This window comes from Xanthomonas sp. NCPPB 3200 (assembly GCF_056393585.1).
The window spans coordinates 2,357,659-2,372,211 of the sequence record NZ_CM150785.1; the positions used below are offsets into that span (position 1 = coordinate 2,357,659).

The following is a 14,553-nucleotide window of genomic DNA, read 5'->3' on the forward strand; positions in this document are numbered from 1 at the left end:
GCGTGTAGCACACCGGGATCGTCAGTGGTCTAGCGCAGCGCGCGGTCCACCGCTTCGATCATTGCGCGCTTGGCAAACAGGAAATCCCACAGGCTGCCACCCATCTGCCGCCACAACACGGCCGAGCGGACCGCGGCCAGCAGCAGCGCGCGGATTTCCGCGACCACGCCGGCCTGGCCCAGGTAATGCGGATTGCCCTGCACCATGACCTTGGGGCGCAAGTGGCTGATGGTCTGCGCATACAGCCCGCCCAGCGAACTCAGCACGTCAGGGTGGCCGCTGTCGCCCAGGCTGTGTGCCTGCCGCGCCGCTGCCTCGATGCCATTGGAGACCGTGGCCACGGTGGCGGTGTCGCGCACGAAGCGGCGCTCCAGCTGCAGCACTGCCAGCGCCAGCCGCGGCAGGACCTCGTCCTGGCCCTGGTTGTGGAAATAGTTGTGCAGCAGCCGCAGCCCTGGCGCCAGGTCCGCTGGCGAGCCGTACACGGCCTCCGGCGAGGACGCATCCACCCGGAACACGCTGTCCATGGCGGTACGCACCGTCGCAGCCTCCGAATGCCCGGTTTCGGCGATCCGCCGCACCTGTTGCAGGGCCTGGGCGACGCCGGCAAGCGCCAGCACGCGGTGATCCATGGAAGAACTCATCAAGCCACTACCTCAGGTGAAAAAGAAGATCCCGCCAGTTGGCGTTCCAGCGGCGCATCGGTGGCGGCGATGACCGCACCGCCCAGGCATTCCTCGCCGTCGTACAGCACCAGCGACTGCCCGGGCGTCACCGCCCGCTGCGGCCGCTCGAAACGCACCTGCACGCTGCCATCGTCCTGCACCTCGACCGTGCACGGCTCGTCGGGCTGCCGGTAACGTGTCTGTGCGGTGCAGACGAAGCTGCGCGCCGGCGGCGCCCCGGTGACCCAATGGGCCTGCTCGGACTGCAGCCAGCGCGATTGCAGCAGCGGGCTGTCGCGGTCCTGGTCCACATACAGCACGTTGCTCGCCACATCCTTGCCGACCACGTACCACGGCGCGGCGGCACGCCCACGCACGCCACCGATGTTCAGGCCTTCGCGCTGACCCAGGGTGAAATAGAACACCCCCGGATGCTCGGCGATGCGCTGCCCCTGCGGGTCGCGGATCTCGCCGCTGCGTGCGGGCAGGTAACGGCCCAGAAACTCGCGGAAGTCGCGCTCGCCGATGAAGCAGATGCCGGTGGAATCCTTCTTGGCATGGGTCGGCAGACCGGCGTCCTGGGCGACCCGGCGCAGCGTGCTTTTTTCCATATCGCCGATCGGAAACAGCGTCGCGGCCAGCTGGGTCTGGCCCAGCTGATGCAGGAAATAGCTCTGGTCCTTGCTGCGGTCAGCGCCGCGCAGCAGGCGCCAGCGCCCGCCGCTGTGCGCCACCCGCGCATAGTGGCCGGTGGCGATGCGCTCGGCGCCCAGCGCCTGGGCCGCCTCCAGAAAATGCTTGAACTTGACCTCGCGGTTGCACAGCACATCTGGATTCGGCGTGCGCCCGGCCGCGTATTCGGCCAGGAAGTGCTCGAACACGCCGCTCCAGTATTCACCGGAAAAATCGCGGAAGTGGAACGGGATGCCCAGCACCCCGCACACCGCCACCGCATCGCGGCGGTCGTCCTCGGCGCGGCAATCGCCGCTGCCATCGTCGGCCCAGTTCTGCATGAACAGCCCTGCGATCGACTCACCCTGCTGGGCCAGCCGCCAGGCCGCCACCGACGAATCCACACCGCCGGAGACCCCCACAACGATCCGCGGCGTACTCATGCGACGTGCCGCACCAAGGCCAAGGGATGGCGCTGGCCGGCCAGATAGTCGGCCACCACTTCCCACACCAGCGGGCTGCGCAGGCGCTCGCTCGCGCTGCGCAATTCGTCCGGCGTCATCCACAACGCGCGCACCACGCCGGTATCCAGGCTGCGCTCGGGATGGTGGGTCACGGCCTCGGCGACAAACGCAAACCGCAGGAAGCACTGCCCAGTCGGGGCGACCCATTGGTAGGTGCCGATGAAGTGGGTCAGGCGGACATCCCAGCCGGTCTCTTCCAGCGTCTCGCGCACCGCCGCATCAAGCAGGCTCTCCTCCGGTTCCAGATGCCCGGCAGGCTGGTTCAACAACAGCTTGCCGCCAATGGTCTCTTCCACCTGCAGGAAGCGCCCGTCGCGCACCACCACGGTGGCCACAGTGACATCCGGATGCCAGCGTTGGTCGGAAGCGCTCATCGCTGCGGGTCCTGCATGATCGGCGCCGCGCTCGCGCTGGCGGCGAACCGTACGGTCTGAAGCCGGGTCAAGCGGCGCTGCGACCCGGCAAGGTGCACGGAGCTGGACACGTCGGTAGTGAACGACGGCGCCAGCAACCGCGCGGTCAGGGAATCGGTCATCAAGGGCCAGCCATGGAATCGGAGACAAATTGTGCGGGGCGCGGCGTAAATCGTCCAATGCGTGCGGCGATGAACCGTATAATGCCCGGATGCCTCGTAAGACCTCACACGAACACGATCACGGCCTCACCGTCGAAGCCAGCAAGCCTGAAGTGGCGCCACCGCCGCGTTATCAGGTGCTTTTGCTGAACGACGACTACACCCCGATGGACTTCGTGGTGACGGTGCTGCAGCAGTTTTTCAACCTCGATCTGGAGCGGGCCACGCAGGTCATGCTGCATGTCCATACCCGTGGACGCGGCGTCTGCGGGGTCTATAGCCGCGAAGTCGCAGAGTCCAAGGTGGCGCAGGTCAACGAATTCTCGCGCATGAACCAGCACCCGCTGCTGTGCACGATGGAACAGACCTGAGGCGTCAATTCGATCATTCCAGCAGCGCAACACTGTGGCTGCAATCACATGCTAACGCCGTCTGAACATGCCTATCCGATAGGGTTGTGGTAAATCCCAACAAAAGCCGCATATTGTTGGCAACAGCCGTTCGGAGTTACCAATGTTCAGCAAAGACCTAGAGCAAACCATCGGCCAGTGCTACAAGCGAGCACGCGAGGCGCGTCATGAGTTCATGACCGTCGAGCACCTGCTGCTCTCGCTGCTGGACAACCCGTCCGCCCATGCCGTCCTCAAGGCTTGCGGCGCCGACCAGGTGCGTTTGCACAACGATCTGGAGCAGGCGATCGAGGCCTCGGTCTCGCGCCTGGCCGAAGACGATGGCCGCGACACCCAGCCCACCCTGGGCTTCCAGCGTGTGCTGCAGCGTGCGGTCTATCACGTGCAATCCTCGGGCAAGAAGGAAGTCACCGGCGCCAACGTGCTGGTCGCGATCTTCGGCGAGAAGGATTCGCACGCGGTGTACTTCCTGAACCAGCAGGACATCACCCGTCTGGATATCGTCAATTACCTCTCCCATGGCATCGCCAAGCTGGGCGAAGACGGCGAGCAGCCGTCCGCCTCCGATGGCGAGCCCAAGAGCGAGGGCGGGGAGGGCGAGGCCAAGGGCGATGCGCTGGCCGAGTTCGCCACCAATCTCAACGAGCAGGCCCGCAACGGCAAGATCGACCCGTTGGTCGGCCGTGGCGACGAAATCGAGCGCACCATCCAGGTGCTGTGCCGCCGCCGCAAGAACAACCCGCTGTACGTGGGCGAGGCCGGCGTGGGCAAGACTGCGATCGCCGAAGGTCTAGCCAAGCGCATCGTCGACAACGACGTGCCGGAGGTACTGGCCGATGCAGTGATCTTCTCGCTGGACCTGGGCGCGCTGGTAGCCGGCACCAAGTACCGCGGCGACTTCGAAAAGCGCCTCAAGGGCGTGCTGGCGGCGCTGAAGAAGGTGCCCAACGCGGTGCTGTTCATCGACGAGATCCATACCATCATCGGTGCCGGATCGGCGTCGGGTGGCACCATGGATGCGTCCAATCTGATCAAGCCGGCGCTGTCGTCGGGCGAGCTGCGCTGCATCGGCTCGACCACGTTCCAGGAATATCGCGGCATCTTCGAAAAGGACCGTGCACTGGCGCGTCGCTTCCAGAAGATCGACATCGTCGAGCCGACCGTGGGCGAGACCTTCGAAATCCTGCAGGGCCTCAAGCCCAAGTACGAGGCGCATCACGGCGTGACCTATGCCGATGACGCGCTACAGGCGGCCGTGGACCTGTCGGTCAAGCACATTGGCGACCGCCTGCTGCCGGACAAGGCGATCGATGTGATCGACGAGGCCGGTGCGCGTCAGCGTCTGCTGCCGGAAGGCAAGCGCAAGGAACTGATCGATATCGAGGAGATCGAGACCATCGTCGCCAAGATGGCGCGGATTCCGGCCAAGCAGGTCAGCGCGACCGACAAGGACGTGCTGCAGCATCTGGAGCGCAATCTGAAGATGGTGATCTTCGGGCAGAACCCGGCAATCGAGACGCTGGCCGGTTCGATCAAGCTGGCGCGCTCGGGCCTGGCCAATCCGGAAAAGCCGATCGGCAACTTCCTGTTTGCCGGCCCTACCGGTGTCGGCAAGACCGAGGTCACCAAGCAGCTCGCGCTGCAGCTGGGGATCGAGCTGGTGCGCTTCGACATGTCCGAGTACATGGAAGCGCATTCGATCAGCCGCCTGATCGGTGCGCCTCCGGGTTATGTGGGCTTCGATCAAGGCGGTCTGTTGACCGAGAAAATCGTCAAGACGCCGCACTGCGTGCTGCTGCTGGATGAGGTGGAGAAGGCGCATCCGGACATCTTCAACATCCTGTTGCAGGTCATGGATCGCGGCATCCTGACCGACACCAATGGGCGCGAGGCGAACTTCAAGAACGTGATCCTGGTGATGACGACCAATGCCGGTGCCACCCAGGCGTCGCGGCGGTCGATCGGCTTTACCAAGCAGGATCACTCCACCGATGCGATGGAGTCGATCCGTCGCGGCTTCACGCCCGAGTTCCGCAACCGCCTGGATGCGATCGTGCAGTTCCAGCCGCTGGGCTTCGACCACATCCTGCGGGTGGTGGACAAGTTCATCATCGAGCTGGAAATGCTGTTGCAGGAAAAGCACGTCTCGCTGTCGGCCACCCCGACTGCCCGCGACTGGCTGGCCCAGCACGGCTTCGATCCGTTGATGGGCGCGCGCCCGATGTCGCGTGTGATTCAGGAGAAGATCAAGCGTCCGCTGGCCGACGAACTGTTGTTCGGCAAGCTGGTGGAAGGCGGTCGGGTCAGTATCGACGTCAAGGATGGCGAACTGGTGGTGGAAGCGCACCCGGAACCGGAGCGTCTGCTGCCGGCAACGGTCGACTGATCGCCTTGCGGTCCTGAAATGAAAGAACCGCTCGAAAGAGCGGTTTTTTTATGCCCTCAGAACGTGTGGCCCGAGTGAGGGGCGCATAGAAGCCGGGCGGCGGTCGCAGCTCGCGAGGAGCCACGACAGCGCGCTCCGGAGCTTGGGCGGGGTAGCGATCGAGGCGCAAGCGCGGAGGCAAGGTGCAAGCGAAGACAGAAGCAAGCCGACACTGCCGGATCACCGCTGCCAACCCGATACGCAAATCTCGGGCACGACAAAAAGCGGCCATTGGCCGCCTCGCGTCTCACACCAGAACCGCTTACTTCATGCGGTAGGTAATACGACCCTTGGTCAGGTCGTAGGGAGTCATCTCAACTTTGACCCGGTCGCCGGTCAGGATGCGGATGTAGTTCTTGCGCATGCGGCCGGAGATGTGGGCGATGATTTCATGCCCGTTTTCCAGCTTGACCCGGAACGTGGTGTTGGGGAGCGTCTCGCTGACGCTGCCTTCGAATTCAATGGAGTCGTCTTTCGACATGTAATCCTGTGCAATCACGGCTGGCCCGGAAGGGCCGTAAGGGACCGCATTTTACGCCCCATCTCCCCGCGGTGCAAATTTTATGTTAAGCGGACTTCAGCGAGCGCGCTGGCAGGCCGCTCGCCGTAGCGCTTGGACCAACTGCCGGGTGCCGCCGCCTGGCCGACCTGCAGCCGCACCTGCTGCAGGAACTCTGCACGTGGCAGGCGTTGCGCACCCAGGCGCATCAGGTGCGGATTCTCCACCTGCGCATCGAGCAACGGCCACCCGCGGGAATGCAGGTGCGCGGCCAGCGCCGCCAGCGCCACCTTGGAGCCGCCGCTGTCGGCACTGAACATGCTCTCGCCGAAGAACATCCGGCCGACCGCCACGCCGTAGATGCCGCCGACCAGGCGTGTGCCATCGAATACTTCCAGCGAATGCGCATGGCCCAGCCGATGCAGTTCGAGATAGGCCTGCTGCATCGGCGTGGTGATCCAGGTGCCATCCTGGCCGGCACGCGGAATCGACGCGCAGGCATCGATCACCTGCGCGAAGGCGGTATCGGCGCGCACGATCCAGTGGCTGCTGCGCAGCTGGCGACGGAAGCGCGAGGACAGGCGCACGCCATCGGTGCGAAACACCGTGCGTGGGTCCGGGCTCCACCACAGAATCGGCTGGCCTTCCGAGAACCACGGGAACACGCCACTGGCATAGGCGTTGAGCAGGCGCTGCGGCGACAGATCGCCGCCGATGGCGAGCAGGCCGTCCGGCTCGCGCAACGCGGACTCGGCCGGAGGAAACGGGGCGGCCGGATCGGCCGCCAGCAGGTAGGGAAGGGCGCGGGACATGCGCGCAGTGTAGAGCGTGTCGTACATGCTGCACCCAGTGCGACGACCATCGCCGGCATGCGACGAATCGCGTGTGTGGTCGACGCGCTTTACGGCATGCGTCCGCGAGCACCGCGCCGCTGGGCGCGTAGTGCGCACTCGGCCGAGGATTAGTCCTTGGATGGTTGAATCGCACCGCCGCCACATCTGCAAGACGCCCGGCCGGCGATCAGCAGTGGCTACGCCCTACGTCGCCGCCGCGCGGCTCAGTCGCGAAACGGGCTGTGCTCGGACAGCTCGCGTGCATGCCGGGCCACCGCCTGGCGCTCGTCGGCACACCATTGCGCCAGCGGCTCGCGGAAGCCGGGGTCGGCGATCCAGTGGCGGCTGCGGACCAGAGTCGGCAGAAAGCCACGCGCGATCTTGTGCTCGCCTTGCGCGCCGGGCTCGAAGCGGGCCAGGCCCTCGCGCAGGCAGTATTCGATGCCTTGGTAGTAGCAGGTCTCGAAATGCAGCCCCGGAAGGGCTTCGCCGCCCCAGTAACGCCCGTACAGCGTGTCGCGCCCGCGCAAACAGAGCGCGCCGGCGATCGGTTTCCCGTCCAGCTCGGCCAGAAACATCACCAGCTGGCGCGGCAGGTGCCGGGCCAGGTGATGCAGGAATTCCGGCGTCAGCGCAGGCGAGTTGCCGTATTCGTTGAAGGTCTTGAGATAGAAGCCGTACATCGCTTGCAGGTCGGCGTCGCTGGCTTCATCGCCATGCACCACGCGCAACTGCACGCCGGCTCGCTGCACCTTGGCGCGCTCCTGGCGGATGTTCTTGCGCCGTTTGTGGTCCATCGCGGCCAGGAAGCTTTCGAAATCGCTCCAGCCGCTGGCGTTGTGCCAGTGGTACTGCAGATCGTTGCGCTCCAGCCAGTCGGCGTCGAAGGCGGCATCTTCGTCGGCCGGGTGGAAGTTGACGTGCGCCGACGACAGCCCGCTGCGCTCCACCAGCGTGCGCATCGCCGCGAGCAACTGCGGGCGCCAGCGCGCTGCGCCCAGCAGGCGCGGTCCGGTCACCGGCGAGTAGGGCACCCCGCACAGCCACTTGGGGAAGTACTCCTGCCCGTAGCGCGCGTAGGCGTTCGCCCAGGCGTGGTCGAACACGAACTCGCCATGCGAGTTGTTCTTCAGGTATCCCGGTGCGGCGGCGACCAGCGTGTCGCCGTCCCATAGTGTCAGGTGCAGCGGGTTCCAGCCCCAGTCCGGGCGCAGGCAGCCCTCCTGCTCCAGGCCTTCCAGGAACGCGTAAGAAATGAATGGGTGCGCGCCGTCATGCAGCGTTTCCCAGGCACCGGCCGGAAGCTCGTCCAGCCGCCGGCACCAGCGGGCCGTGACGCTCATGCGCACGGTCCACTGGTTTCGGCGCTGCCCGCACGGCGCGGCCGGCGGTCAGCAGCCACCTCAGGCGCTCTTGTCGAGGTAGCGCTCGGCATCCAGCGCGGCCATGCAGCCGAAGCCGGCCGAAGTGATCGCCTGGCGGTAGTGCTGGTCGGCGACGTCGCCGGCGGCGAACACACCGGCCACCGAGGTCTCGGTCGCCGCGCCGTTGAGGCCGGAGCGGATTTCCAGGTAGCCGTTGTTCATCGCCAGCTGGCCGTCGAACAATTGCGTGTTGGGATGATGGCCGATGGCAACGAAGAAGCCGTGCGCGACGATCTCGCGGGTGCTGCCGTCGAGGGTGGACTTGACCCGCACGCCGGTGACGCCGGCGTCGTTGCCCAGCACTTCATCGATGGCGTGGTGCCAGACGGTTTCGATCTTGCCGGCGGCGACCTTGGCGAACAGCTTGTCCTGCATGATCTTTTCGGCGCGCAGCGTGTCGCGGCGATGCACCAGGTAGACCTTGCGGGCGATGTTGGACAGGTACAGCGCTTCTTCGACTGCGGTATTGCCGCCGCCGACCACCACAACGTCCTGGTCCTTGTAGAAGAAGCCGTCGCAGGTGGCGCAGGCGGACACGCCGCGGCCCTTGAAGGCTTCCTCGCTGGGGATGCCCAGGTACTTGGCGGTGGCACCGGTGGAGATGATCAGTGCGTCGCAGGTGTATTCGGCACCGTCGCCGGTCAGCCGGAACGGGCGCTGCGACAGGTCGGCGGTGTGGATGTGGTCGAAGATCACCTCGGTCTCGAAGCGCTCGGCATGCGCCTGCATGCGGCTCATCAGGTCCGGGCCCATCAGGCCGTGGGGGTCGCCCGGCCAGTTGTCGACTTCGGTGGTGGTCATCAGCTGGCCGCCTTGCTGCAGGCCGGTGATCACCACCGGCTTGAGGTTGGCGCGGGCGGCGTAGACCGCGGCGGTCCAGCCGGCCGGGCCGGAGCCCAGGATCAGCAGACGGGAATGCTTGGCGGGACTGGCAGAAGAGGCGCTCATGTATACTCGCGATCTAGGAATTGGCAGGGCAGGCGGGTGAATTCGCGCCCCTGTGGCGGCATAGAGTGGCGGTCCCCACCCGGTGAATCAAGGCGGCGCGATGGAACTGCTTGAACCGCAGATGGCATGGTCCACCCAGTACGCGTAATCAACGCCGCCCCGTGCGGCGTTTTTTGTTGACCATCGCATGCCCGCGCAGGCGATGCGCATGCAACAGCTGAAACCGTGGCCTCAGTCGTTTATTATCAACCACTAACAGCATTTTTCTAAGGTCTGGCTACAGGTGGCAAAGCAGGTTCCCGAACGCAGCAAGCCCGCTGAGGGCAAGACGTCCTCGCGCAAGACAGCGGCGGCGGACAATCCGCGTCGGCAAAAGCTCTGGCGCGATCTGGCATTGATCGCGGTGGCGCCGCTGCTGCTGTATCTGCTGGCCAGCCTGTTCACCTATTCGAGCGCCGATCCGGGCTGGTCGCAGACCGGCAGCGTGGTCGCGCCGGTGCACAACATGGGCGGCCGCGTCGGCGCCTGGACGGCCGACGTGCTGCTGCAGTTGTTCGGTTATGTGGCCTTCCTGCTGCCGGTGGTACTGGGCGCGGTGGCCTGGATCGCCTTGTTCGGCATGGACAAGGAAGGGCAGGCCGAGGCCGACCTGGGGCCGGCATTGCGGCTGGTCGGCATGGTGGGTTTCCTGATCGCCTCGACCGGCTTCCTGCATCTGCGCCTGTTCAACGGCGACGTGGCCGCCGCTGGCGGGATCCTGGGGCGGTTGGTCAGCAATTCGCTGAGCGCCGGGTTCGGAGCCTTGGGCGCCAACCTGTTCGTGCTGGTGCTGCTGCTGGTGTCGATCACCCTGGCCACCGGCCTGTCGTGGTTTGCGGTGATGGAGCGCATCGGCACCTGGGTGCTGGCGCTGGGGCCGCTGATGCAGCGCAAAACCCACCAGGCCACCGAGTGGCAGCAGACCCGTGTGATGCGCGAAGAGCGCGAGGAAGTGCGCAAGGTCGATGCGGTCAAGCAGGCCAAGCGCGAGCCGGTCAAGATCGAGCCGCCGCCGGCACCGGTGGTGGAGAAGAGCGAGCGCGCCAAGCGCGATACCCAGATCCCGATGTTCCAGGGCGTGAGCACCGACGGCTCCGACCTGCCGCCGCTGGCCCTGCTGGACGACCCCAAGCCGCAGGCCAAGGGCTATTCGGAAGAGACGCTGGAGACGCTGTCGCGGCAGATCGAGTTCAAGCTCAAGGATTTCCGCATCGAGGCGCAGGTGGTCGGGGCCTATCCGGGCCCGGTGATCACCCGCTTCGAGATCGAGCCGGCACCGGGCATCAAGGTCAGTCAGATCAGCTCGCTGGACAAGGACATCGCGCGCGGGCTGTCGGTCAAGTCAGTGCGCGTGGTCGACGTGATCCCGGGCAAGTCGGTGATCGGCCTGGAGATCCCCAACGTCAGCCGCGAGATGATCTTCCTGTCCGAGCTGCTGCGCTCCAAGGAATACGACAAGTCGGCCAGCCCGCTGACCCTGGCCCTGGGCAAGGACATCGCCGGGCGCCCGACGGTGGCCGACCTGGCGCGCATGCCGCACTTGCTGGTGGCCGGTACCACCGGCTCGGGCAAGTCGGTGGCGGTCAACGCGATGGTGCTGAGCCTGCTGTTCAAGGCCTCGCACAAGGAACTGCGCATGCTGATGATCGACCCGAAGATGCTCGAATTGAGCGTCTATCAGGGCATCCCGCATCTGCTGGCGCCGGTGGTCACCGACATGAAGGAGGCCGCCAACGGCCTGCGTTGGTGCGTGGCCGAGATGGAGCGCCGCTACAAGCTGATGAGCGCGGTGGGCGTGCGCAACCTGGCCGGCTTCAACAAGAAGATCAAGGACGCCATCGACGCCGGCCAGCCGATGATGGACCCGTTGTTCAAGCCCAACCCCGAGCTGGGTGAGGCGCCGCGGCCGCTGGAGACACTGCCGTTCATCGTGATCTTCATCGACGAATTCGCCGACATGATGATGATCGTCGGCAAGAAGGTCGAAGAGTTGATCGCGCGCCTGGCGCAGAAGGCGCGTGCGGCCGGTATCCATCTGATCCTGGCCACGCAGCGGCCGTCGGTGGACGTGATCACCGGCCTGATCAAGGCCAATATCCCGACCCGCGTGGCGTTCCAGGTCAGCTCCAAGATCGACTCGCGCACCATCCTGGATCAGTCCGGCGCCGAAGCGCTGCTGGGCAATGGCGACATGCTGTATCTGCCGCCCGGCACCGCGCTGCCGGACCGCGTGCATGGTGCCTTCGTCAGCGACGAGGAAGTGCATCGGGTGGTCGAGCATCTCAAGGCCAGCGGGCCGGTGTCTTATGTCGAAGGCGTGCTGGACGAGGTTCAGACCATGGGCGATGGCACCGTGGTCGGTGCGACCGGTTTGCCGGAAAGCAGCGGCGGTGGCGGCGACGAGTCAGATCCCTTGTACGACGAAGCCTTGCGCATCGTCACCGAAACCCGGCGTGCCTCGATCTCCGGCGTGCAGCGGCGCTTGAAGATCGGCTACAACCGCGCCGCACGCCTGATCGAAGCGATGGAGGCGGCCGGCGTGGTCAGCCCGCCCGAGCACAATGGCGATCGCACCGTGCTGGCACCGCCGCCGCCCAAGTAATCGGCGGCCGGCAACGCGGCGCGTATCGGCCTGGTCGACGCCGCGTTCCGTGCTGATGCGGAGTGTGTGCGCGCATGCACATGCGCATGGATGCGGCAATGTTGGAAGCCGGTGCCTGACGCTGCGGCGCACACCCGCTACCCTGTTGACCGAGGGCCGCTCCGGCCCGCCGCGATCGAGACCCATGCTGCGTCGTTCCGTGTTGCTGCTCCTGCTGCTGATCTCACTGCCATTGCTGGCCCAGGCCGAGCAACAGGCCGCGCCTGCTGCCGCTGCGGCGCGCATGCAGGCCGACACCAACTACAGCTTCGTGCGCTATCGCGCCGACTACGAAGTGCGTGCCGATGCCAGCAGCGTGGAAACCGACGAGTACGAGATCCTGCTCAAGACCAAGTCGGCGGTGGAACAGTTCAGCCAGGTGCGGCTGAGCTATAGCGAGAAGATGGAAACCCTGGAGGTGCTGCAGGCCTACACCGTCACCGCCGAAGGGCTGCGCCAGGATGTGGCGCCCGACAAGATCTACACCCAGGAAAGCTATTCCAGCGCGGCGGCGGCGATGTATGCCGACCGCAAGGTCAAGGTGGTGGTGTTCCCGAATCTGGCCCCGGGCGCGCGCATCGTCTATCGCGTGCGGCGTGCGCAGAACACCCCGTACTTCCCCGGCTACTTCAGTCTGTGGGAGACCTTCAGCGTGTTCGCGCAATACGACGATGCGGTGGTCACGCTGGTGGCACCGAAGGCATTGCCGATGCATTTGTCGGTACGCGGCTTGCAGGGCGGGACCCGGCCGGTGGTGCGTGGCGATCAGGCGCGCTGGGAGTGGCGCTATCAGCGCACCACGCCGATGAAGAACCAGAACTGGAGCGCGGCGACCTGGGAGTTCAGCCCCACCTTGATGGCCAGCACCTTCGACAGCTGGTCGCAGATGGGCCTGGCCTATCACGTCAAGGGTGGCCGCGCCGCCACGGTGACGCCGGCGATCCAGTCGCTGGCCGACGAGGTGACCCGCGGCATCGACGCGCCGCGGGCGCAGGCCGCTGCGCTGTACGCGTGGGTGGCGCGCAATATCCGCTACGTGGCGGTATACCTGGGCAATGGCGGGCTGGAGCCCAACAGCGCCGACAGCATCCTGGCCAACCACTATGGCGACTGCAAAGACCACACCGTGATCCTGGAAGCCTTGCTGGCGGCCAAGGGCATCGCCAGCACACCGGTGCTGATCGGTGCCGAAGGCGGGCCGACGCTGCCGCCGATCCCGGTGCTCGGCCGCTTCAATCACGCCATCACCTACATCCCGGCGTTCGATCTGTATGTCGATTCGACCAATCCGTACGCGCGCTTCGGCCAGTTGCCGGCCGGCGACCTCGGGGCGCCGGTGGTGCATACGCTGGACGGCAAGGTCACGCATACCCCGCCCAACGACCGCAAGGTCAACCGCTACGTCGCGCGTACCGAGTACCGCTTTACCCCGCAGGGCGGGCTGCACGGCCTGACCACGCTCGACAGCGGACAGACCGGCGAGGTGGGGCTGCGTGCGATGTTCGTGCAGCTCAATGCGCAGAACCGCAATCGCATCGAGGAGTCGATCATTGCGCAGTCCGGCTTCGACGGCACCGGCGATCTGTTGATCCAGGGCGACCCGCTGGATCTGGATGCGCCGTTCAACTATCGCTACTCCTTCCAGGCCGAGGATGCGGTGGATTTTTCGGTGGTCGGCGGCATGACCTTGCCTGATATGCCCGGTGCCGAATCCACCCGAGGCATCTATACGACCACCTCGGCCGACGACAACCTGACCCCGTTCTACTGCAACGACAGCGTGCGCGAGGAGACCTATGTGGTGAGCTTCCCGGCGACGGTGCCGATCATCGCGATTCCGCGCAGCAGTCGCTTTCGCAACGCTGCTGGCGAGTACGCGGTCGAGTGGACGCGCCAGGGCCAGACGGTGACGGCGGTGCATCGCTTGCAACGCGCGGCAGTACGTGGGCCGCAGGCGCTGTGTCAGCCGCAGGATTACCGCGCGTTTCGCGAGCTCTACCAGCAGGTGCGGCGCGGCTTTCGCGGGCAGATCGTGTACGGCGATCTGTCCAGGGTACAGACGGCGCAGTGAGATGAATCCACTGGCGGCGGCCGCGATCTGAACGCCTTGTGCGATAGCGCTCGCCCATTCATCCAGGAAGTATCAGAATTCCCGCATACCCTTTCTGGAACACCGCGATGCATCGCCAGCTCCGTTATGCCGTTCTCGCCACCGCCCTGTTCGCCGGCACCGCGTTTGCCGGTGCGCGTCAGGAGCTGGACACGTTCACACGCGGCCTGAAAGGCCTGGACGGGCAGTTCAGCCAGCAGGTCTCCGATGCCAACGGCCGGGTCAAGGAACGCGCGAGCGGGCGGGTGGCATTGTCGGCGCCGCGCCAGTTCCGTTGGGAATACGCCAAGCCCTACAAGCAGCTGATCGTGGCCGATGGCAAGAAGGTGTGGGTGTTCGACCCGGACCTGGAGCAGGTGACCGTGCGTGCGCAGGGCAGCGAAGAACAGAACAGTCCACTGGTTGCATTGATCGACCCGGCGCGCCTGGACAAGCAATACGACGTCAGCGAAGAAGCGGCGCCGCGTGACGGACTGCAATGGCTGTCGCTGACGCCCAAGGTCGACACCGAAGCCAGTTTCCAGATGGCCTCGCTGGGGTTCGGCAAGGATGGCCTGGCCAGGATGGAAGTGGTGGATGCCGTCGGCCAGCGCACCGCGATCAGCTTCAGCGGCTGGAAGCGCAATCCGGCATTCGCGGCCGACACCTTCCGCTACACGCCGGGCAAGGGCGTGGACGTGGTCGGCGACGCGCAGTAAGCCGTTGCTTGCAGGAGTCGTGCAGCCAACGGCCGTGTTCGCAGAAGGTCGTTGGCTGACGCGATACAATGCCGCGTGGCACGAACCAAGC

Annotated in this window: 13 protein-coding genes; 5 read left to right on the plus strand and 8 right to left on the minus strand. The window is 65.7% G+C overall.

Going from position 1 to position 14,553, the window contains the following annotated elements:
- Positions 1-29: 29 nt before the first annotated feature.
- The 4 genes from hflD to AC06DU_RS10300 are packed head-to-tail and all read right to left on the minus strand — an operon-like array spanning position 30 to position 2,396.
- On the minus strand, positions 30-644 hold the full coding sequence (hflD, locus tag AC06DU_RS10285) for a high frequency lysogenization protein HflD (RefSeq protein WP_024940108.1): 615 nt from the start codon (positions 642-644) through the stop codon (positions 30-32).
- Positions 644-1,780, minus strand: coding sequence for a tRNA 2-thiouridine(34) synthase MnmA (gene mnmA / locus AC06DU_RS10290; protein ID WP_478204301.1), 1,137 nt, complete (start codon positions 1,778-1,780; stop codon positions 644-646). The genes hflD and mnmA overlap by 1 nt, the downstream gene beginning before the upstream one ends.
- Positions 1,777-2,235 carry an NUDIX hydrolase gene (locus AC06DU_RS10295; protein WP_478204303.1) on the minus strand — a complete coding sequence of 153 codons (459 nt, stop codon included), beginning with the start codon at positions 2,233-2,235 and terminating at the stop codon, positions 1,777-1,779. The genes mnmA and AC06DU_RS10295 overlap by 4 nt, the downstream gene beginning before the upstream one ends.
- A complete protein-coding gene (locus tag AC06DU_RS10300; protein ID WP_478204305.1) occupies positions 2,232-2,396 on the minus strand; it encodes a hypothetical protein in 165 nt (54 codons plus the stop codon). Before AC06DU_RS10300 ends, AC06DU_RS10295 begins: the two co-directional genes overlap by 4 nt.
- 89 nt (positions 2,397-2,485) lie before the next feature.
- On the opposite strand from AC06DU_RS10300, the gene clpS reads away from it, so the two are divergent.
- Positions 2,486-2,806: an ATP-dependent Clp protease adapter ClpS gene (clpS, locus tag AC06DU_RS10305; RefSeq protein ID WP_016901748.1), complete on the plus strand. Its 321-nt coding sequence runs from the start codon at positions 2,486-2,488 to the stop codon at positions 2,804-2,806.
- 142 nt (positions 2,807-2,948) lie between these two features.
- Entirely contained in the window at positions 2,949-5,231 is a 2,283-nt protein-coding gene (clpA, locus tag AC06DU_RS10310; RefSeq protein ID WP_478204307.1) for an ATP-dependent Clp protease ATP-binding subunit ClpA, read from the plus strand.
- Positions 5,232-5,532: 301 nt separating this feature from the next.
- Here the strand turns inward: clpA and infA are convergent, their stop codons facing one another.
- The 4 genes from infA to trxB form a co-directional block, all read right to left on the minus strand.
- Positions 5,533-5,751, minus strand: a complete 219-nt coding sequence (gene infA, locus AC06DU_RS10315; protein WP_002813418.1) for a translation initiation factor IF-1 — start codon at positions 5,749-5,751, stop codon at positions 5,533-5,535.
- 80 nt (positions 5,752-5,831) lie between these two features.
- A complete protein-coding gene (aat, locus tag AC06DU_RS10320; protein ID WP_478204308.1) occupies positions 5,832-6,581 on the minus strand; it encodes a leucyl/phenylalanyl-tRNA--protein transferase in 750 nt (249 codons plus the stop codon).
- 245 nt (positions 6,582-6,826) lie between these two features.
- Positions 6,827-7,945, minus strand: a complete 1,119-nt coding sequence (locus AC06DU_RS10325) for a GNAT family N-acetyltransferase (protein ID WP_478204309.1) — start codon at positions 7,943-7,945, stop codon at positions 6,827-6,829.
- Between the two features lie 60 nt (positions 7,946-8,005).
- Entirely contained in the window at positions 8,006-8,974 is a 969-nt protein-coding gene (gene trxB / locus AC06DU_RS10330) for a thioredoxin-disulfide reductase (RefSeq protein ID WP_016901755.1), read from the minus strand.
- 283 nt (positions 8,975-9,257) lie between these two features.
- On the opposite strand from trxB, the gene AC06DU_RS10335 reads away from it, so the two are divergent.
- The 3 genes from AC06DU_RS10335 (at position 9,258) to lolA (ending at position 14,462) form a co-directional block, all read left to right on the plus strand.
- Complete coding sequence (locus AC06DU_RS10335) at positions 9,258-11,615, plus strand: DNA translocase FtsK (RefSeq protein WP_065031398.1); 2,358 nt, start codon at positions 9,258-9,260, stop codon at positions 11,613-11,615.
- Between the two features lie 184 nt (positions 11,616-11,799).
- The gene (locus tag AC06DU_RS10340; protein WP_478204311.1) at positions 11,800-13,725 is read left to right on the plus strand and encodes a DUF3857 domain-containing transglutaminase family protein; all 1,926 of its coding nucleotides are present in this window, start codon (positions 11,800-11,802) and stop codon (positions 13,723-13,725) included.
- A gap of 107 nt (positions 13,726-13,832) precedes the next feature.
- Positions 13,833-14,462, plus strand: a complete 630-nt coding sequence (gene lolA / locus AC06DU_RS10345) for an outer membrane lipoprotein periplasmic chaperone LolA (protein ID WP_016901760.1) — start codon at positions 13,833-13,835, stop codon at positions 14,460-14,462.
- Positions 14,463-14,553 lie beyond the last annotated feature (91 nt).